Here is a 21,343-nt window from a genome sequence, read left to right as displayed (position 1 = left end):
GATTTTAAAATAATTTATCGTTAGAGTAGCATGTGTTTGGCCAAAATCGACAATTTCACTTTGCTAATTTGCTGTTTTTATTCAGCTTTAGGAGAATCTTATGGGCGATTCAGTAACTGAATCATTTGATTATTTTGACGGTGACATCCCGATATTCATTTCTATTCCACATAATGGCTTTGCGATACCTGCAAACATTGCGAAAACAATGACAGAATCAGCCAGGCAGTCGAACGATACGGATTGGTATTTAGATAGACTTTATAAGTTTGCCAGACAACGCGGTTATTACATGATAATTCCACGATATTCTCGCTATGTTATCGATTTGAACCGACCAAGTAGCGGTGAGTCGCTGTATCCGGGGGCTGATAATACCGAATTATGTCCTACAACTCAGTTTGACTATCAAAAAATCTATCAGCAGGGGTTAGCGCCTGATTCAACAGAGATTAAACAACGTATTGATAGTTATTGGCTGCCTTATCATACCCAATTAAAGCAGGTACTTACTCGTTTAAGTAAGCAAAATAAACGGGTGTTATTATTTGAGGCACACTCTATTGCATCCAGAGTGCCTCGGTTTTTTGATGGTCAGTTGCCTGACTTTAACTTCGGAAACTTTAATGGTAAAAGTAGTGGTTATAAATTAGCTAACCTGGTAGATAATTGGCAGCCAAAAGGTTATAGCAAAGTGTTTAATGCGCGATTTAAGGGGGGATATATTACCCGTTGTTATGGTCAAATTTTGCCCAATGTTGATGCTTTGCAACTGGAGTTGTCACAAGCTACCTATATGAATGAGCAAAACTTAACCTTTAACAAAGAAAAAGCAGCTGAGGTACAAGTCAAAATAATAGAATTTTTCGAAATACTCGAAAATTTTTATGCTAAGTCGTGAAAAAGTCTAAACTTTACCTATGCAACATTTAAAGCGCATCAAAGTTTTCAGCGAAGATCTTAAACCGGGCATGTTTGTCGCGGCGCTTGACCGTGACTGGAGTGAAACCTCGTTTCTACTTCAGGGATTCACTATTGAAACGCCAAAAGATATTGAGATGGTTAAAAGTGAATGTCAGTTTGTTTATGTTGACTTTCGTAGTGATGAACAATTTAAGCTGTATAAACTGGAAACTAGTAAATCAAGGACTTATCGGGAAAAGGTGAAAAAACAGTTACAGTCGGTAGCTCCCGAATATAATCTTCAGGAAAAATTACGTCCTGCGGTGAATCGTCGCAAAACCACCAGTCGAATCGTTAAAAGTGTGTTGGATAAAGTGGCACTTGGCGAAGATTTTGATATTCATGGCGTACGCGATTCCGTTAAGGAAAATGTTGTCAGTGTATTAAGTAATGAAGAAGCCATGCTAATGATGACAATGCTGAAAACACGCAATGAAAGTATTGCTGAGCATAGTTTCAATGTAAGTATTTTAGCGATTGGTTTTGCCAAAGCGCTGGGGTTTTCTGAATTTCAATTAGAAGATTTAGGCATGGCTGCCTTGCTGCACGATATTGGTCAGGTCAAGGTTGATCAAAAAATTGTAAATAAAAAAGGTCGTTTAAATCATAATGAAAAAGCCGAAATAGCCAAGCATACGCAATATGGTTTTGAAATTTTATCGAGTAAGGATGGTTTGACGCCATCTTGCGTTGATGTAGCCTTTTCTCACCATGAACGACTCAGTGGACAAGGTTATCCCAGAGGACTTAAGGGCGACCAGATTTCAACTAATGTACGCATTGTTAGCATTATCGAAGTTTTTGATTCGCTCACCAGCCATCAGACTTATCGTAAGGGAATGTCAGTGATGGACGCATATAAGGTCCTTATGGCAGGTAAAAATACCCATTTTGATGAAGAGTTGATCTTGAAATTCATTAAGTGGCGCAGTATTTATCCGCCGGGTTGTATTGTTGAAATGGAAAATGGCGAAGTCGGTATTGTGATAAAAGCGCACAAAGAGCATAAATTAAAACCTAAAGTTTTATTAGTACTTAACGAATATAAACAACCCCGCCGAGAAAGAATGATTGATATGAGCAAATTAGCGCTTGATCCCGAATCAAAACCCTATAAAATCATTCGCGCTTACGAAAATATGGCTTTTGGTATCGACTTACAGGAATATGCTGAAAAAGGATTAAAAGTCCAATTAGCCGATTAGTTTGATTGCTTTAATCTGATTATATTTCCCAAGGTATTTCAATGAGTTTAAATATTTCTCAATTATATGCTGAGTTATCAGCCGAAGATAAACAGCTGTTCACCGAAATTTTAAATCGATTGACCGAGCATAATGGCGATTTGACAAAACTATCGGTACAAGACCAGCAAACAATTCAACATCTTGAGGCACAATATGCTGGCCAAGATTCATCTGGTGCGCATCAAGATAATACAATTAACGATAATGAGAGCGATTTTCTGACGTTACCATTTGCGCAATATGTCAGACAAATTTTAGCTAGAGATCTTGGTGGTCAGTTTCCTTTGGAAGAAGAGGCGATTGGCTATGCCTTCGATAATAAATGGCTGCCGCTAGAGTGCCAACGTCCAGAATTGATTGAAGAATTATTTGAACGCTTTAAAGCCGATATCGTCGAAATTAATCGGTGGCGGTCTGAACTGGTTGATGTTTCGTCTGATATAAAAATGGCCGTTGGTCTGGCTTGGTTTATGGTAATCTTTCAGTTGAATCAACGAATCAATCAATAAAATCATCTTTGAAACCTGGGTAAGTTTTACTTTTAAACTCACTCGCTTGCTCGTCTAATTCAATAATCCCTCTCATAAACGATGAAAACATTTATTTATTGTATCTGACGGCCAGATTATGGCTGTCTTAGATCAACATTTCTAATTCATATGATTTATGCGTTTTGTTAAACGATATCGCTAGTTGAATGAAAAATAAATAATTGGATTATTTCTATTTTGCTAGGTGTCTTAATATTTATAATGTTTGTCTTAAAATTACTAATTAATAGATTAAATTTTTAATAAAACGTATTGTCACAGGTACGAATTGAAATTTTTATAGTTGTAATTTGTTTAGAGATTGAGGGTTTTAACTATTGAAAATGCTCAAATAGTTTGGCTACAAAATATATTGAAAAGTTATAAAAGTGAGGATTTTTTTAAATTCACTAACGTTCTGTGGCTGAGTATATTATCATTACGCCTGATGTTTTATCGATGATTAGGGACATTAAGGGAGTGATAAAATATGAACATCAATCAATTAAGATTTACCTTGGCATTGGCACAGACCAACTCGTTCAGTAAGGCAGCCGAACAATGTTGTGTCGCTCAGCCAACGCTTTCAAATGCACTTTCGCAATTAGAAGATGAACTGTCTGCTCGTCTTTTTCAACGCACCACTCGTGCAGTGAGCTTAACGCCATTTGGCCAACACATGTTGCCAATTATTGAGTCAGCATTAACTGGAATTAATCAAATTCCACATGCTGCTCGGTTTTGGCAGTCACAACAAACACCCTGTGTTCGAATTGGATTTTCTCCTGTTGTCAGTCGTACAGCATTAACGCTGATGAGCAAGTTATTTAAGCAAGAAAATCCTGAAATTGAATTAAGTTTTCGCGAGTGTTCAATTCGCGAGCGGACGATTATGTTAGAAAATGACGAATTGGATGTCGTAATTAATCCAGTGATTGGTAAAAATGATTATTTAAATTATAGTTTGTTCAATGCCGAGCCATTGTATTTTATTTGCGGTGAGTCAATACATCGGCCAGATCAAAAGATAGCGATTAACACTCTGTCATCAAAAAAATTAATTTTAACAGAGACTTCCTGCGATTTGCATTGGGTTACACAATCACTTTTGCAAAAAGCCGGGGTTAGTCTTCAATATCAATTTGCACAAGCTAGTAGTTTTATTGATGTTGAACAACAAGTCAGTGCTGCGCAGGGGAGTGGTATTTTGCCACGCTCTAAAATAAATAGTAGTGAGCACTTAGCGAAGCCTTTATTATTAAATAATGGTGAACTAGCCGTGATTAATAACTATTTTTTCTGGCACGCTCGGGCAATGGATAAAGCACATGTAGAAAAATTTATCGATTATTTACTGCGTGCTTAATCGTGATTAAAAATGCCGAGTAATTTATAAAAACTCGGCATTTTTACTTTCTTTTTTGTTATAAAACTAATTATTTTAAATCGAAAATTTTTTAATTGGCTTTTGGGCGTTTTGCTTTGTTACCAATGTTTTTGGCTAAAAAAGTTTCAACAGTTTGAAAAACTTTCTGCTGATTTTCTTCTTTAATAAAACCGTGGACTTCCAAAGGTTCAATTAATGATTCATAGGTATAGTTAATGTTATCTAGTGCCTTAGTTAACCCTTCGTAATGTTCAATAGGGCATCGTTTATCTTGTCCGCCGTGAATAAGTAACAACTTTGCTTTGAGTTGGTCAACATGATTAACTGGTGAACGTTCTTTTATAAACTCGGGGTTATCAATTCCCCAAGCATTTTCTAGAAAGTATTGGCCATGCTCATATTCCCAAGTGTCACTGAGTTTCATGGTGTTAATATCATATACACCCGCATAACCAATTGCGCAAGCATATAAGTCGGGCTCTTTAATTGCACCCATCAAGGCCGCATAACCACCATAGCTGGCACCGTAAATACAAATGCGTTGTTTATTCGCGACGCCTTGCTCAACAGCCCATAAGGTGCCATCGGTAATATCATCTTGCATAGTTGCGCCCATTTCTTGGTAATGATCAAACTCAAAATCATTACCTCGACCACCTGAACCTCGGTAATTGATTTGCAATACCGCATAACCTCGATTTGCCAAAAATTGTACTTCCGAATCAAAGTACCAGGTATCTCTCACGCCGTATGGCCCGCCATGAACATATACAACCATAGGTAAATCTTTTTGCTGTGTTGTGGGAGTGGTTAAATATCCGGTAATCTCCAGTCCATCACGGGCTTTAAACCGAATCGGCTTTTTTGCGGCCATGGTGGATGGATCAATCCATGCGCGATTTTTTATCAGTGGTCTTATTTTATTTTTTTCTTGATCATATAAATAGAATACACCAGGATTTCTATCACTATTAACATGGAAAACAATTAGTTTTCTGTCACGAGTATTACTTAGTATCGTTACTTTTTCGTTTGGAAATAATTTAGCAAAGGTTTGATATAAGCGTGCATGATCACTTTGGCTATTTAGAAAATAACTCTGTGGAATTTCTTCATGACGATAAATACCTATCAATTCACTGCTATCAAAATCTAAATTAAATATAGGAGCGTCAATAGTGAAGTCGTCTTTTATTTCCATCCGAAGTGTCATTTCCATTGTTTCAGGGGAGAGTAGGTAGACGCCTTTGCTTTTTTCTTTTCCATCATAATAGATATATATTTTATCTTTGTCGGCGCTATAGCCCAAAGGATTAATGCCACCCTCTCCATTATCGTAGTCAGCTATTTTTTTCCAATCTGAGTCATTGTCGCTGCGATAAAATACCTGAGTGCGCGTGTTTAACTCTGTCAGTCCTGAAGCGATTCGAATATTACCTTCGGTGTCGGCAAATAGATTACCATCTCGATTGGGGCTAGAATCAACTTTTCGCTTGATTCCGGAATAGACATTGAGTTTAAATATTTCTGTGAATTTAGCGTGACGTCCAGGTTTTTGCTGAGCAATTAAAATGTGTTCAGGATCGCTGGGTAATAAGCTTAATATATTAAAGTGATAAGCATTGTCTCCGGCTTTAAATCCTCGTCGCTTGCTAGGCAAGATTTGACGAATTTTTTCTCGATTCCAATTAGCAGCATATAAATAGCCAGTCATATAGGGCTCGCCAATTGATCCGATACGAATATTCATTCGCGCATAAAGTCGCTCGTCGTTGAGCCATCCATATTGACCAATCTCTTCACCATTAGCATCTGCAAAATGGAGAGATGACAGAGGTTTAAGCGTTTTCCTATCAAAAATAGCAATTTGGCTTTTACCATTAATTAAGCCTTTCACTGCCAAGTATTTGCCATTGGGCGAAATACGTACGTCTTGATATTGCTCTGCTTTAGTGAAAGTCTCAATTGGTAGTTGCTTGGCATTAATTGATCACTTGCCGGTCATAAGGAATAATCCGATTATTAGAATTAAATCATGGAGAAGCCGATTAGAAAGTGATAATTTCATAAATACGTCCTTTATTTGTATCGTTACCGGTGCAAGATTAAATAATCGACTGGTAAAATTCAATGATAATCAAAGACAGTAATACATTACAAAAATATAGTACAAGCCGCATAAATATAATTTTAGAATTTTCTTTGATAAATATTGTATCTATTTAATTATTTTCTGTTTTTGCCACGCAGAGGCATTAATTTCTTTACTAATTTAATTTGTTTTTAAGTGTTAAAGCGATATAAGAATTTCATCTATGTTTAGTTTTATCTGTTGAACGGGCTATTTATTTTTAGATAATAAGTAATTGGCTCTAATTAATTACTTATTTGAGCGCTTGAGCAAGTTGATCTCAGTATCGTTATCAAGTTTTGACTGCTCGCTCGAATATAAACGTTCAATATTAATTCCAGACTTTAAACCCAGATTTTAAATTCACATCAAATGCGTTTTCTTGTGATTTTTAGCATACGTTATGCTGTGCACAATCATATGCGCCATAATTTCGCCGTTATTAAGACTCAATTGTGCTCATTTAATCGAAGATTTGTACATATTGGCTTGATTTAATGCTCACATCAACATTAATGGAATGACTGCTTTAAGAAATGGTGATTTAACTCTATGTAGATTTAAGTCTATGGGAATTTAAAATCATCGGTAAGGATAATTCTCAAATTAAAGTAAAAGGTGAAAGAAGTATGCTAAATTGGCCAAAAGATGACAATATATTAAGTTGGGATCCTGAAAATATGGAAGCCTATTGGAAACTGTGTGAACAATATGATCAGTATCCGCAACTAATAGAGTTTTTCGAAGCAACCAGCAGCCAGCAGGAATTTAACTTTGACTATATTGATTGATTTTCGACCAGGTGTTAAATCGACAGAAATATACAATCGAGCATTGTCTAACCACGAATGTTGATTAATTTTTCTTAAATAGAATAATTCTAATTCGAGTCAGCAAATACCAAATTGCACCTAAAAATGCGATAGATAGCTGAATAAAGTGTGAAGGTTCAGTCATACCACGCTCACCAACAAAATACCAGATAATGATTGCCCCCAAAAAGACAATCAGCCCACTCATTGCTTGCATTTGCAGTGAGTAACGTCTTTTCAAATGTGCTAATTTGGCCTTTGAAGCGATTTGTTCCTGTGATTCACCTTGTGCCGTTTGTCCGGTTACCAGATTGAAGTGACAGTGATTGCAAACGGTTGCTTTGTCAGAGATTTTGTCTTTACATGAAGGGCATTGAATAATCGCCATTTGAACCACCGTTAATTGAATATTGAGTCTGATTATAAATCAGACTCCCCGTGCGAACAATCACAATTTTACAGCGCACATTAGTCGTTAATAGGCTGTCATGTATCGTCAATTAGGTACTACAGATAACGGACTCACATTTCAACTCGTTTAATACTTATCGGTTTTTTTGTTGCTCACTAGCCGATAAGCAATGAAGTAAATGATGCAATCTATCAAACCTAGTCAATCAATAGACGAATTGCCAATCCGATTAAAATGATGCCTGAGAGTTTATTTAATCCATTGGTAATCCACAAATTGCATTTTAGTTTTTGTGCTAGTTTGCCACCAGCTAATGAGACAAATAAATCAGAAGGTAAAGCGGTAATTGGAATAAGCATACCAAGAATCAGCAGTTGACTGGTAGTAATGTCGCTAGAATCTGATAGTAATGATGGAATAAAGGCAACAAAAAATAAAATTGTTTTTGGATTTGATATTTCAACTAAGACACCTTGCCAAAATATCTTTTGGTAGCCACAATCTTTTTGTTTTTCAATGATTAAACGATGAGACTGAGCCGAAGATTTAAAACAACTAAAACCTAGATAAGCCAAATAAGTGACGCCAAATATTTGCACTAATAAAAATAGATGATGATTGATTGCGATTATCGAAGCCAGACCGAAAGCTGCTGCCAGTGCATGACATATTCCGCCTACAGCGAGACCAGCAGAGGAGGCCAGACCGGCTCGGGTATTTTGACTCATACTACGTGATAACACATAAAACATTGATGGGCCTGGCGTAACTGCTAGCAAACATCCGGCCAGAGTGACAATTATTAATGATTCGAAAGATGGTAGCATTACTGTTCTCCTCGGGGTTGGGTAACGGTATTTTGAAAGGGGTTAATATCAAGTCTTTGGTTGAGTAAAAAAGAATTACTTCGTTCAACAAACTGTCGTCTTAAATAAGCAAAATCTCGAGTGACCTGTTGCAATAAATGTTCGCCAGCTTTAATTGGTTGGTAGGTTGTGCTTCGAGGAACTCTAATTTGTTTTTCTGTCTGTTTTTTCTTGAAAGGAGAAACTACCGTGTCATAATCCAGTGAAGCGAAATAAGGAAATGAATATCGCTCTTGTCCTTGGTTAATCACTCGATGAAGATTTGATTTAAAAATGCCATCACTCCACACTTCAAGCATGTCACCAATATTAATCGTTAAAGTATCAGGCATAACCGGGACATCAATCCATTCGCCATTCAGGTTTTGTGTTTGCAGTCCCGTTTTATCGGCAAATAGAATAGTGAATAATTCATAATCGGTATGTGCTCCCATATTGATATCAACATTGTCTAAATGAGCCTGGTTTTGCAGGTAATGAATCAATCTTAATTGACTGGTTGGCTTGTGCATTTTTGATAGCATAAAGCCATCAGGCATACCTAATATTTTTTCAAAAGCAGTCGTTAATATATGGCTTAAATTACGAACTTGTTGAAAATATTGTTTCACAGTTAAATGAAAGTTTTTAATTTCAGGCCATTTGACAGGACCATAAAAAATATTGCCTCGTTGATGATCGGGATCGCTTGCCGGTAAATCTAACGACAGATCAAAAGCTTCATAAAGCCGCTTGTTGGCTTCATCTTCACATAAACCATTTTCGGTTAATGGTACATAACCGCAATGACGACCATTTAAACCGATTTGATATCTTCTTTTAAACTTTTCTGACTGGTTAAAAAATGTTTTAGCAACGGTCATCAGTTGTTGATAAAGTTTAGGGTCAACGCCAAAATTTTTGATTGCAAAAAAGCCGGTTTCTCGACAGGCTTTTTCAATTTCAATTAAACATTGATTGTGATAAACAGAACCATTGATTAATGGCGAAATATCAATGATTGGAATTTCGTTTGATGTTTGAGTGAAATGATACGATGAAAGTGTGGTGTTACTAGATACGACGTTTAGCATTTAATAGTCTCCTGATTATTACAGACATAAATGATTAGCGCTTGAATTTGAGGCTTCTAAATTAGTGAAGTAGTAATTTTGAAAAAACGGCCACAACTTTTTAGCTTTGCAATCTCTTATAGAGATTGCTGTAAAAATGAGTTTGTTAACGATAATTAATCGTTTTTCAGAAATGAGAAAGGTGAGGTAAAAATTTTAATTTAATAAAAAACTAAACTAAGCTTAATTATAGAAATGGTCAGTAGAAAAGGCATAAAAAAATAATTTAATAAAATTTGTGTAAAATTATTTGATTTGGTTTTCAATCAATTATGAGTTAATTGTTAATGCAATATTCGTTGTATGTTAGATTGTTATTAGATTAAATGATTTAAATAAAGTTTGAACTTAGTCACACTGATACTGAAAAGTATAGATGTAAACATTAGATAAAATTGCGACTATTGTGCGAGTCTGATTTATACTGCAAACTTGTGAATTTTTGATCATATAAAATATGAATCAAAATTTAAAATTGAAGAATTTTTTAAGGCGATAGTTGAAATACTAAAAGCTGAATTGTGCTAATAGTGGCTAGCATGCAAAAGGAATAATGAGTTCCTTTTGCATCTAAGTCTGTCTTAATTAGCTTGGTGTGGTTTACATTTTAAGTGACTTATCGACAACTTCAAATACATCGTTAGATAAAGCGTCAATTGAGATAATCTTAGAGAGTTGTGATTTAATCAATGTTTGACGATTGCTATCGAGTTTTTTCCATTGATTAAATTGTGTTGCCAGTCGTCCAGCAATTTGTGGGTTGATTTGATTTAATTGAATAACTAAATCAGCCAACAGGGCGTAGCCCGCACCTGAGGCATGATGAAACTGAACCAGATTATTGGCGCTAAAAGTACTGATAACCGAGTGAACTTTATTGGGATTTCCAATAGAAAACTTCTCATGTTCTAATAATGATGAACGTATATAATCAATTACGTTATCTTGCTCATTGAGTACTTGTGCAGAAAACCATTTGTCTAATACTAAATCTTCGTTTTGCCACTTTTGATAAAACTGCTCAACATACTCGGACTCAAAGCCATTTTTTGATTTCGCAATAACCTGTAATGCTGCCAGTTCATCGGTCATGTTGGTTGCATGGGTTATTTGATTGGCGGCAAGTTCAAAATATTGTGCTTCACTGGCAATCAACAAATAAGACAAGGCAACATTCCGCAACCAGCGAGCGCCAGCATTGTCACCTGCCAATGTATTGTAGATTGAAAACCAAACCGGCTCTAACGATTTTGCCAGATGTTGTTTCAGTTGATTTGACTTATTAAATAATTGATCTAAATCTACTTTGTCTGATTGTCCAATCAAGCTGTTTAAGCTGGGTAACTGTACCGCCAGCGCTTTTAAAGCATTATCGAGTTGTTCATCATGTAATATCGCACTAAATGCTTGTTCGACAATCTCTTTGTCAGTGGCAGAAAGTGTGGGGGAGTTACTAAGTAATAACCGAGACATCAGATTTTGACCGGCATCCCATCGATTAAATGAATTAGGGTCGCTGGCAAACTGAGTCGCTAGCTGCGTCAACGAATACTCATAAGCTAATTTTATCGGTGCAGAAAAATCTCTGAGTAACGAAGGAATAATTTGTTCGGCATCACACTCAATTTTAAAGCTCTGCTTGTTTTCGGTTAAAATTAACAGCGCCTCATCAGTCCAATCACCTTGTTCAACTTTAAATTTGAGACTGTTTCCTGCTGCATCCAGAAAACCTGTTTTAATAGGAATCATAAAAGGAGATTTTGATTGCTGTTCTGGCGTTGGTGGACAGCTTTGTTCACAGTCTAAGTGAAACTGACCCGCACCTAGCTGAGTTAACTTGACATTAACTAATGGCGTTCCTGCTTGAGAATACCAGTTTCTAAACTGTGTCCAGTCAACATCGTTCGCCTCTTCCATTGCTCTTACAAAATCTTCGCAAGTCACAGCTTGTCCGTCATGGCGTTCAAAATATAAATCCATCCCTTTACGGAATCCAGCTTCGCCTAATAAAGTGTGCATCATATTAATCACTTCTGCACCTTTGTTATAAACTGTCACCGTATAAAAATTATTCATTTCAATGTATGAATCAGGTCGAATAGGGTGCGCCATTGGACCAGAATCTTCGGCAAACTGGGCAGAGCGAATGATTTTAACCTGATCGATACGTTGCACCGGTTTAGATTGCATATCTTCACTGAATTTTTGATCGCGAAAAACGGTTAATCCTTCTTTTAAACTTAATTGGAACCAGTCGCGACAAGTGACGCGATTGCCTGTCCAGTTATGAAAATACTCATGTGCAATAACGCGTTCAACTCCTTCAAAATCAGCATCAGTCGCTGTTTTTTCGTTTGCCAGTACATATTTGGTATTAAATATATTGAGTCCTTTATTTTCCATTGCGCCCATATTAAAGTCACTAACGGCTACAACCATATAAAGATCAAGATCATATTCGCGACCAAACTTTTCTTCATCCCAGCGCATAGAGGCTTTTAAGCTGTCCATTGCAAATTGACATTGATCCAGTTTGCCTTTATCGACAAATAATTCGAGTTTAACTTTGCGACCATTCATGGTGGTAAACTCATCTTCCAGACAATCCAAATCACCTGCGACCAGTGCAAACAAATAGCAGGGTTTAGGGAATGGGTCATGCCATTCAACAAAATGTCGTCCATCAGTTAAATCACCACGAGATGCTGGATTTCCATTTGATAACAATAAAGGATATTTTTGCTGATCACCTTCAATGCGAACGCTGAATGCTGACATGATTTCCGGGCGATCAAGATAGTAGGTTATTTTTCTAAATCCTTCGGCTTCGCATTGAGTACAAAATTTTCCGCCAGAAGTATAAAGGCCTTCTAAAGATGTATTTTTTTGTGGATAAATTTTGCACAGAGTTTGTAAATTAAATTGTGCTGTTGTTGGCTGTATGATCAACAAATCTTGTTTTAGTTGATAGTCTGAATCTGAGAGTTCTTTGTCATCAATTGAAATTTCCAATAATTCAAGTGCCACGCCATCCAATTCCATTGGTGGTAAATTAACCGATTCTGCACTTTTTGGGTTTGATTCAATATTAAGTGAAGCAGAAACCAAGACATGATCTTCAAAAAGTTGAAAAATTAATTCAGTATTTTTTATTAAATAGGGGCTTGGCTTGTAATTTTTTCGAAATTTAACTACAGGTTTAGTGGAAGATGACATGTCATGATTTTCCTAATTGACGTTACGGTTGTTTTGAATAATTTTGAATTTAATGTGTAATAAACTAAATTTAGGAGTGTAACAATACACTAAAAAATTGCAAAGATTAAGGAATATAATTAGCCATTATGATATAATATCCGTAACGTCAAAAAGCGATTAAATGCACCTAATTGCTTCAAAATTACACGATATTACAGCTAAGTTCCTTAAGTTTTTATATACAAAATAGGTTTTTGAGCTTATTATCCACACCCAGAAAACGAAGCCGAAAAGAACTTAAAGCCATAAGTTGATTATGGATTTTAAGCCAAAATTTGTTCCATTTAAAACACTTAAGTTGGGTGTTAACTGGTATTATTTTACACAATCGCACCTTGTTTAAAGTGTCAATAATAAGGAGACATGACTTTGTCAATTGTTGCTCAATTTGAAGTAAAGTTTTATCAATATCTGGATGAAAATGGTGAACTGACTTCCGCAGATATGCCCGCCGTTGCTAAAGATTTTGAAACCCTCAGAAAACTTTATCGCGATATGGCGATCATTCGACAAATGGATTCTAAAGCTTACGCGCTGCAAAGAACCGGAAAAATGGGAACTTACGCTGCAGCGACAGGACAAGAAGCAATTGGTGTTGGATATGGTGCAGTAATGAACGATGCTGATGTATTAGTACCTTACTATCGTGGTCAAGCTGCAATGATTCAACACGGTGTCAGAATCGAGGAAATTCTGCTTTATTGGGGGGGTGATGAAAGAGGCTCTGATTTCCAAAATGAAGTTGCTCGTCAAGATTTTCCTATTGCCGTGCCAATTGCGACACAGTCATTGCATGCAACTGGCATTGCCAAAGCGATGAAACTGCGCAAAGAAAAGCGCTGTGTATTTACTGAAATTGGTGAAGGGGGTACTTCACAAGGTGACTTTTACGAAGCGCTTAATCTTGCCGGTATCTGGAATTTGGGGGTAGTCTTTGTCATCAACAATAACCAATGGGCGATATCTGTACCCAGTAAAATTCAGACGGCCTGTCAAACTTACGCACAAAAAGCTATAGCAGCCGGAATCGAATGCCTTCAAGTTGATGGGAATGATGTTATTGCGATGTATGATGCTGCACAAAAAGCTGCCGAAAAAGCACGTAATGGTGGCGGTGCAACCGTCATCGAAGCTATCAGTTTGCGTTTATGTGATCACACTACAGCAGATGATGCTTCACGCTATCGTCCAAAAGGTGAACTGGAAGAAGGCTGGCAAAAAGAACCTTTAGTACGCTTACGCAAATATCTAGAACACAATGGCCACTGGTCTGAAGATGAAGAAAAAGCCATGCAGGCTGAAGTTGTCGCTTTAGTGCAGCAGGCTGTTGATAATTATATCAATACGCCCGCTGACAAACCAGAAGCTATGTTCGATAACTTATATGCTGAACTACCCGAAAGAACCCTCGCACAACGCGAACTGGCAATTTCAAGAGGAGCAAAATAATGGCAGCCATTACTTTAATTGAAGCAGTTAATCGAGCAATGGCTTACGAAATGGAAGCCGATAAAGATGTGGTTATTTTTGGTGAAGATGTTGGTTTAAACGGTGGTGTTTTTCGGGCTACCGATGGCTTACAGGCTAGATTTGGTGAAGAGCGAGTTATCGATACGCCTTTAGCTGAAGCGATGATAGCCGGAGTTGCAATTGGTATGGCAGCACAAGGAATGAAGCCTGTCGCTGAAGTGCAGTTTATGGGATTCATTTTTCCTGCGGCTGACCATATTATTTCACACTGTGCGCGAATGCGAAATCGAACGCGCGGTCGAATTACCTTACCAATGGTGATTCGAGCCCCTTATGGTGGGGGTATTCATGCGCCGGAGCATCACTCCGAAAGTACCGAAGCTATTTTTGCGCACATACCTGGATTAAAGGTCGTTATTCCATCTAATCCTTCCCGGGCTTACGGTTTAATGCTGGCGGCTATTCGTGATCCTGATCCCGTTATCTTCCTTGAGCCAAAACGGGTATACCGTATTGAGAAGCATGATATAGAAGATAACGGTGAAGAATATCCAATTGGTGTTTGTTTTGTGGATCGTGAAGGAACAGATATTACCTTAATCAGTTGGGGGGCAATGCTGCATGAAACCAAACAGGCCGCAGAACAATTGGCCCAGCAAGGTATCAGCGCTGAAGTAATTGATGTGGCTACGGTTAATCCGCTGGATATTGATACTATATTAGAATCGGTTGAAAAAACCGGACGAGTCTGTATTGTTCAGGAAGCACCCAAAGCGGGTGCTCTGGGATCAGAAATCGCTGCCGAAATTGCTGAAAAAGCGGTATTAAGTTTACTTGCACCGATTGGTCGGGTTTCTGGTTACGATACGGTGATGCCTTACTTCCGTTTAGAGAAGCAGTATATGCCGAAAGTTGAGCATATTGTCGAAGAAGCTAAAAGAATTATGGAGTACCGATGAAAACATTTAATTTACCTGATTTAGGTGAAGGTTTACCGGATGCTGAAATCGTTCGTTGGTTAGTGAAAGAAGGCGATACGGTCACTCTCGATCAACCGATGGTTGAAATGGAAACGGCTAAAGCGGTGGTGGAAGTACCATCACCATTCAGTGGTGTGATTACGCGCTTATTGGGTAAACCGGGTGATGTTATTGATGTTGGCGCTGTACTGGTAGAGTTTGATGGTGATACAAGCTCTAGTACACCAATTGCGAGCACGCCAAAACCGGCATCAGAACCTGCAGCATCTGCCGCTGTTCAACCTGCGCCTGCTGCGGGTCCACAAGAAATTTTTAAACTCCCCGATTTAGGTGAAGGTTTACCGGATGCTGAAATCGTTCGCTGGTTGGTTAGTGAAGGCGATAGTCTGACATTAGATCAGCCAATGGTTGAAATGGAAACGGCTAAAGCGGTAGTGGAAGTGCCTTCGCCTCATGCCGGCGTTGTTGCAAGATTGCATGGTGCTCCGGGAGACGTGATTGAAGTAGGAGCGCCGCTAGTTACATTTGGCACCGCTGGCGCTGCAACCCCCGCAGCCAGTGAACAGGTTGCTCAATCGGAAGCTGATGAACCAGAAAAACAAGGGGATGCAGGAACCGTTGTTGGCGCGGTGCAAGTGGGTAATCAGGTCGTTGCTGAATCAGCTAGTGCGGTGGTTAAAGCGTTAGCCAAAAAGTTAAAAGTTGATTTAACCAAGGTTATTGGTACAGGTAAAGACGGCAACATCACTCAAGCTGATGTTAAGCAAGCTAAAAAAGATGGCAAACTTTTAAATGCTAGTGCTGAACAAACGCAAGTATTAGCAAATGCGGCTGTTAATGCTGTTGTCGATGATGCTAACCCACTGAATTACAAGGCTTCACCCGCAGTCAGGTCTTATGCACGTGAACAAGGCGTTGCCTTGTCACAATGTATTGCGACGGGTAAAAAAGGCAGTATTACTAAAGCGGATATTGATCAAGCGGCGCGTCAACCTGCTGGTCAAAGAGCGAGTGCACCGGCTGCGGCTGTCGATCGAGCTACTACCGGATTACCCAGCGTACAAGTGAGCGTTGAACCACAAACAGTGCGTGGTGTACGTCGCGCTATGGCAATGGGGATGGCTAAATCTCATGCGACTGTGGTGCCAACTACTTTAATGGAAGATGCAGATATTACCGCTTGGCCAAAGCAGGATTCTCTAGCGCGTTATGTAAGAGCACTGGTCTATGCATGTAAAATTGAGCCTGCATTAAACTGCTGGTTCGATGGCGAAAAGTTTGAGCGATTGGTGCATCCAGCAGTGCATGTTGGGCTAGCAGTTGATTCACCTGATGGCTTGTACGTGCCGGTAATTTTTGATGCAGATAAGAAAAACCCATTGCAAGTCAGAGAGCGTGTTCAAGAGTTACGTGAAAAAATCGAAACCAAGTCGTTAAAGCAAGAAGATCAGCAAGGTGCAACTATTACCTTATCAAATTATGGTTCTATTGCTGGACGTTATGGCACACCGGTAGTGTCACCGCCCCAAGTTGCTATATTGGGTACTGGTCGATTCAGAAATGAATTAAAATTAACGGCTAACGGTATTTCACAGCGAAAAATACTACCATTATCTTTAACATTCGATCACCGCGCTTGTACTGGTGGAGAAGCGGCGCGCTTTTTATCGGCGGTAATTGAAGATTTACAAAAACCGCAATGATGTTAAGTTTAAATAAGTCATAAGTCATAAGTCATAAGTCATAAGTCATAAGATTAAACAGGCTATCACTCGTAGCCTGCTCTCGATTTGGATTGGCTCACTATGAGGTAAGCCAATCCATATTATCCAAATTGCCCAACGGCTAGCATTCTGCTATCTGTAGGGCATTTTATGATGCTCATGCATTTGTTCTGCTAACCTCGTAATTTCCAGCTAAACTAAGAAGTAAATCCTTTTAATCACAAAAAGAATAGCAACGCATGAGTGAATTACCGGCTACCCTGACTTATTTTGGCAATTTGCAAAGTATCAGTCAGGTGCTCAATAAATGTGCATTACCTTTGGTTGAAGCCAGTCAACTGCATAATCCATTTTTGCCTGATAAAAATACACCGCTTGCTTTTACCGTGAGTGAAATGTTTGAGCAATCGGTTAAATTTATCTCTCACGCTATTTTGGGAAAAAGTGCACCAAGAGGCCAGCCCAATCACCCGTTAATCAAAGCAATTGCCCGTTGGCGATTGGAAAATCGCTTTAATGACGAATCAGAAATTCGCGAAGCGCTTAATGGTTTATTACCTGCGATGGTCGAAAAAACCTTTAATGATGCGAAAGTGGCGCACCAGCGTTGGATCGATTTTGTATCACAAAAGCGTATAGTTGTGCTTTATGAAAAATTTCAAGAATTACAACAATGGGAGCGTTTGATTTATCAGCATAAAGGGGCTGCGATTAAATTTAAATGTGCTACTGATGATATTTTTAAATTTGCCCATCCCGCTATTTATCAAAAAAAGCCCATGCAAACGGTCGAGTTGAGTGATTATATTGAACACATGGTTGGCACTAAAACTGAAATCGAATTTAATCCGCTTAATATTCTGCTTGCACAAAATTATAGTCAGCGCACATTCAAAGAATGGCGGATGGTGGTTAATTCAGATGACTATACCGAAAACTTGATAGAGTTTCCGGTGGGGGCTATTCAAAGTGTGTATATTGATGCATTGGTGCCTGCTCAATCCGTCGAGCAACTGAAAAATCATCTCGCTAAAATGAATTCGCATATTCATGTTTATCAGGCTAAATGTAAGCGCAATGAATATGAATTGGAGTTTGTCAAAATTAGTGATAACCATGATGAGCCGCCTGAGTAATCAGGTTGCAACTGCAGTGCTTCCTAGTTTTTAAACTAATTTTATCTCGTTTTTGAATGCCATTGCCAGTACTCATATGGCTTATGGAAAATAAATGCTAAGTGGCATTTGTTAAATTCAAAGTACTCTTAAATTCAAAGTACTCTTAAATTCAAAGTACTGGCTTAGTTTTTCACCTCACATTCGATCTCACCATCACTTAACATCAAACTGAATTGTGAGTGTTGGCGTAATTGTTTTACTTGTGATATTACTGACTTTTTATCTGTTGTTCTGGCAATCGCATAGCCTCGGTGTAAAGTAGAGAGCGGACTTAAATTATTTAAAGCGCCGGCTTGAATACGTAATTGAGTTACTTTCTTTTCAAACAATTTATACCAGACATTTTCTAAACGCATTTGTAATTTTTGATTTTGCTGTTGCGTATTTTTTAATTGAACAATCGGATTGATTCGGTCAAATTTTTGTTGAAGTGAATTAAAGCGCTTTTGTTGCTGCTGAATATTTCTATTTTGAGCAGTCATCAGTTTTTGTGATAGCAAATCCAGTTTGTGCTGGCTGGTGGCAATTGCGCGTGCCGGATCGGCTAATTTTAGCTGAGCCAGCTGCAATTGGCGGTTCGACCTATCGAGCTTATCATTGATTGAACGCATCATTTGTAAACTGCACAAATCGATTTTTTGCTGCAATACTTGTTGCTCGGGTACTAATAGTTCAGCCGCAGCAGATGGCGTGGGCGCGCGTAAGTCGGCGACTAATTCAGCAACTGTTGTGTCCACTTCATGGCCAACCGCTGCAACAATTGGAATAGGGCAATCAAAAATTTCCCGCGCCAGTTTTTCGTCATTAAAACACCATAAGTCTTCTAACGAACCACCACCGCGGGTTAACAACAATACATCACAGGTATGTTGATTTATGGCTAATTGTAAGGCGTTGCTAATTTCTTTGGCTGCAGTTGCGCCTTGTACCTGAGTTGGATAAATGACTACAGGGACCATCGGACAGCGCCGTGCCAAAACATGTAAAACATCGTGAATGGCTGCTCCGGTAGCTGATGTGATAACTCCGATTTTTTTCGGTAGTAAGGGTAAAGATTGTTTATGTTCAACGGCCAACAGTCCCTCGCTTTTTAGTTTATTCACCAATTCATTTAATTGTTGCTGGAGTAGACCCATACCGTCGGGTTCCATAAAGTCAGCAATAATTTGAAAATCGCCGCGCGCTTCATACAAAGTGACCTTGCCTTTAATGATCACCTTATCGCCTTCTTTGGGGGAGAAACGCAAATTTTGTGTTTTAAAACGAAACATGGCGCAACGTACCTGTGCATTGGCATCTTTTAGCGAAAAATACCAGTGGCCAGATACTGCTTTCGTTAAATTTGATATTTCGCCACTTAACCAGACAGCACCTAGTTGTCCCTCTAATAACGATTTCGATTGAGCATTTAACTGGCTCACCGTTAGGACTGTTCTTTTGGGCGGCGTTTGTGGTTGGAGTACTGGTTGAATCATTGTGTCAAAAAAATTAATTGAGAGTGAGCTTGAAATTTTATCTGATTAGCCAAAAATACTCAGCTATTCTTGCTAAGAAGTGAAGGATATCTTTGAAAACAATAGTAAAAAACTATTAAAAATCTTTTTACTTGTCGGAATTTATCTGTATAATCCCGCTTTGGCTGGAAAGCTCTTCTAGAAATGGTGACTTTTAATATGCGTATCACTCAAGAAGCTCTTACATTTGATGATGTTCTTCTTATTCCTGCTCATTCTGAAGTTTTGCCGAATGAGGTCAATTTAAAAACCCAGATTACCCGCGAAATCTCTCTGAATATCCCGCTTGTGTCTGCCGCTATGGACACTGTGACAGAGGCTAATCTTGCTATCGCATTGGCGCAAGAGGGTGGTATAGGGTTTATTCATAAAAACATGGATATTGCCCGCCAAGCAGCAGAAGTACTTAAAGTTAAAAAGTTTGAAAGTGGCGTGGTAACCGACCCAATTACCGTGACTCCCGATACCAGTATTGCCGCACTCAAAGAAATTACCTCAAAGCATGGTATATCTGGTTTACCTGTTGTAGAAAACGGCGAGCTGATGGGAATAGTTACCAGTCGAGATATTCGTTTTGAAACTCATCTTGATAGACCTGTTTCGAGTGTGATGACCAAAAAAGATAAGCTGGTTACAGTAACAGAACAAGCCACGCAGGAAGAAGTGCTGCGTTTAATGCACCAACACCGAATCGAAAAAGTCTTAATGGTTGATGACGATTTTCATTTAACTGGTCTTTATACAGTAAAAGATATTCAAAAAGCCGAAGATAAACCTAATGCTTGTAAAGATCGTTTAGGTCATCTACGCGTTGGCGCCGCGGTAGGAACTGGACCAGATACTAATGAGCGGGTGGAGGCACTGGTTAAAGCTGGCGTTGATATCATTTTGGTTGACACTTCTCACGGCCACTCTCAAGGTGTGATTAATAAAGTTCGCTGGGTCAAACAGACTTACCCTCAAATTCAGGTAATTGGTGGCAATATTGCAACCGCAGCAGGCGCTAAAGATTTAGTTGCCGCTGGTGCGGATGGTGTAAAAGTGGGTATTGGTCCTGGCTCAATTTGTACCACGCGCATAGTTACAGGTGTGGGTGTTCCACAAATTACTGCGGTTAATAATGTGGCAGCAGCACTTGAAGGAACTGGTGTACCATTGATTGCCGATGGCGGTATTCGTTATTCTGGGGACATGTGTAAAGCACTAGCAGCGGGCGCTTATTCAGTCATGGTCGGTTCTATGTTAGCTGGTACCGAAGAAGCGCCTGGAGAAGTTGAACTGTTTCAAGGGCGTTCTTACAAGTCATATCGTGGAATGGGGTCTCTAGGCGCGATGCAGCAAAAGCATGGGTCTGGCGATCGCTATTTTCAGTCGTCAAATGCAGCAGATAAATTTGTGCCTGAAGGTATTGAAGGTCGAGTACCATACAAAGGGCCATTATCGGCAATTGTGCATCAAATGCTGGGCGGACTGCGCTCATCAATGGGGCTGACAGGCTGTGCCGATATTACGACTTTTCGTACCAAATCTGAATTTGTTAAAGTGACTGCCGCAGGTATGCGAGAGAGTCATGTGCATGATGTTCAAATAACCAAAGAAGCACCTAACTATCAGGTTTCAAAATAAGTCTATAATTGACAAGATTGCTATTATTTTTTTCGATAGCCGCAATGAAAGTTGCGGCTTTTCAGTTTTATTTATGGTTCATTAATGATCGTTTATTTCAGTTATTTAAATTTAATAATTTAAATCTGAAAAG

16 protein-coding genes are annotated in these 21,343 nt (G+C 38.7%); 10 read left to right on the top strand and 6 right to left on the bottom strand.

Annotated elements, in window-relative coordinates; translation table 11 throughout:
- The first annotated feature begins 100 nt into the window (after window positions 1-100).
- From hutG to ABVT42_RS15155, 4 genes are all read left to right on the top strand, one after another.
- The gene (hutG, locus tag ABVT42_RS15170; protein ID WP_353896596.1) at window positions 101-901 is read left to right on the top strand and encodes an N-formylglutamate deformylase; all 801 of its coding nucleotides are present in this window, start codon (window positions 101-103) and stop codon (window positions 899-901) included.
- A 19-nt stretch (window positions 902-920) separates the two neighbouring features.
- A complete protein-coding gene (locus ABVT42_RS15165; protein WP_353896597.1) occupies window positions 921-2,168 on the top strand; it encodes an HD-GYP domain-containing protein in 1,248 nt (415 codons plus the stop codon).
- A 41-nt stretch (window positions 2,169-2,209) separates the two neighbouring features.
- Window positions 2,210-2,719, top strand: coding sequence for a hypothetical protein (locus ABVT42_RS15160; protein ID WP_353896598.1), 510 nt, complete (start codon window positions 2,210-2,212; stop codon window positions 2,717-2,719).
- 511 nt (window positions 2,720-3,230) lie between these two features.
- Window positions 3,231-4,106 carry a LysR family transcriptional regulator gene (locus ABVT42_RS15155; RefSeq protein WP_353896599.1) on the top strand — a complete coding sequence of 292 codons (876 nt, stop codon included), beginning with the start codon at window positions 3,231-3,233 and terminating at the stop codon, window positions 4,104-4,106.
- A gap of 91 nt (window positions 4,107-4,197) precedes the next feature.
- Here ABVT42_RS15155 and ABVT42_RS15150 read toward each other — a convergent pair whose 3' ends face one another.
- On the bottom strand, window positions 4,198-6,024 hold the full coding sequence (locus tag ABVT42_RS15150; RefSeq protein ID WP_353896600.1) for an alpha/beta hydrolase family protein: 1,827 nt from the start codon (window positions 6,022-6,024) through the stop codon (window positions 4,198-4,200).
- 863 nt (window positions 6,025-6,887) lie between these two features.
- Here ABVT42_RS15150 and ABVT42_RS15145 point away from each other — a divergent pair.
- Window positions 6,888-7,049 (top strand): hypothetical protein, encoded by a 162-nt coding sequence (locus ABVT42_RS15145; protein ID WP_353896601.1) that lies wholly within the window; start codon window positions 6,888-6,890, stop codon window positions 7,047-7,049.
- A gap of 64 nt (window positions 7,050-7,113) precedes the next feature.
- Here ABVT42_RS15145 and ABVT42_RS15140 read toward each other — a convergent pair whose 3' ends face one another.
- The 4 genes from ABVT42_RS15140 to pepN form a co-directional block, all read right to left on the bottom strand.
- Window positions 7,114-7,458, bottom strand: coding sequence for a hypothetical protein (locus ABVT42_RS15140; RefSeq protein WP_353896602.1), 345 nt, complete (start codon window positions 7,456-7,458; stop codon window positions 7,114-7,116).
- Between the two features lie 221 nt (window positions 7,459-7,679).
- Complete coding sequence (locus ABVT42_RS15135) at window positions 7,680-8,309, bottom strand: LysE family translocator (RefSeq protein WP_353896603.1); 630 nt, start codon at window positions 8,307-8,309, stop codon at window positions 7,680-7,682.
- Window positions 8,309-9,421 (bottom strand): isopenicillin N synthase family dioxygenase, encoded by a 1,113-nt coding sequence (locus ABVT42_RS15130; protein ID WP_353896604.1) that lies wholly within the window; start codon window positions 9,419-9,421, stop codon window positions 8,309-8,311. Before ABVT42_RS15130 ends, ABVT42_RS15135 begins: the two co-directional genes overlap by 1 nt.
- A gap of 639 nt (window positions 9,422-10,060) precedes the next feature.
- A complete protein-coding gene (pepN, locus tag ABVT42_RS15125) occupies window positions 10,061-12,676 on the bottom strand; it encodes an aminopeptidase N (RefSeq protein WP_353896605.1) in 2,616 nt (871 codons plus the stop codon).
- Window positions 12,677-13,087: 411 nt separating this feature from the next.
- On the opposite strand from pepN, the gene pdhA reads away from it, so the two are divergent.
- The 4 genes from pdhA (at window position 13,088) to ABVT42_RS15105 (ending at window position 18,028) form a co-directional block, all read left to right on the top strand.
- Window positions 13,088-14,167: a pyruvate dehydrogenase (acetyl-transferring) E1 component subunit alpha gene (pdhA, locus tag ABVT42_RS15120; RefSeq protein WP_353896606.1), complete on the top strand. Its 1,080-nt coding sequence runs from the start codon at window positions 13,088-13,090 to the stop codon at window positions 14,165-14,167.
- Window positions 14,167-15,147 (top strand): alpha-ketoacid dehydrogenase subunit beta, encoded by a 981-nt coding sequence (locus ABVT42_RS15115; RefSeq protein ID WP_353896607.1) that lies wholly within the window; start codon window positions 14,167-14,169, stop codon window positions 15,145-15,147. The genes pdhA and ABVT42_RS15115 overlap by 1 nt, the downstream gene beginning before the upstream one ends.
- Complete coding sequence (locus ABVT42_RS15110) at window positions 15,144-16,871, top strand: 2-oxo acid dehydrogenase subunit E2 (protein WP_353896608.1); 1,728 nt, start codon at window positions 15,144-15,146, stop codon at window positions 16,869-16,871. The genes ABVT42_RS15115 and ABVT42_RS15110 overlap by 4 nt, the downstream gene beginning before the upstream one ends.
- A gap of 260 nt (window positions 16,872-17,131) precedes the next feature.
- Window positions 17,132-18,028 carry a hypothetical protein gene (locus ABVT42_RS15105; protein WP_353896609.1) on the top strand — a complete coding sequence of 299 codons (897 nt, stop codon included), beginning with the start codon at window positions 17,132-17,134 and terminating at the stop codon, window positions 18,026-18,028.
- 164 nt (window positions 18,029-18,192) lie between these two features.
- Here ABVT42_RS15105 and xseA read toward each other — a convergent pair whose 3' ends face one another.
- Window positions 18,193-19,491: an exodeoxyribonuclease VII large subunit gene (gene xseA / locus ABVT42_RS15100; RefSeq protein ID WP_353896610.1), complete on the bottom strand. Its 1,299-nt coding sequence runs from the start codon at window positions 19,489-19,491 to the stop codon at window positions 18,193-18,195.
- 252 nt (window positions 19,492-19,743) lie between these two features.
- Here xseA and guaB point away from each other — a divergent pair, with 252 nt between their 5' ends.
- Entirely contained in the window at window positions 19,744-21,210 is a 1,467-nt protein-coding gene (gene guaB, locus ABVT42_RS15095; RefSeq protein WP_353896611.1) for an IMP dehydrogenase, read from the top strand.
- The last annotated feature ends 133 nt before the right edge of the window (window positions 21,211-21,343 follow it).

This window comes from Aliikangiella maris, from assembly GCF_040719265.1.
Taxonomy (GTDB): Bacteria; Pseudomonadota; Gammaproteobacteria; order Enterobacterales; family Kangiellaceae; genus Aliikangiella; species Aliikangiella maris.
The sequence above is the reverse complement of the archived record's forward strand: the minus strand, read 5'-3'. Positions and strand labels throughout refer to the sequence as shown.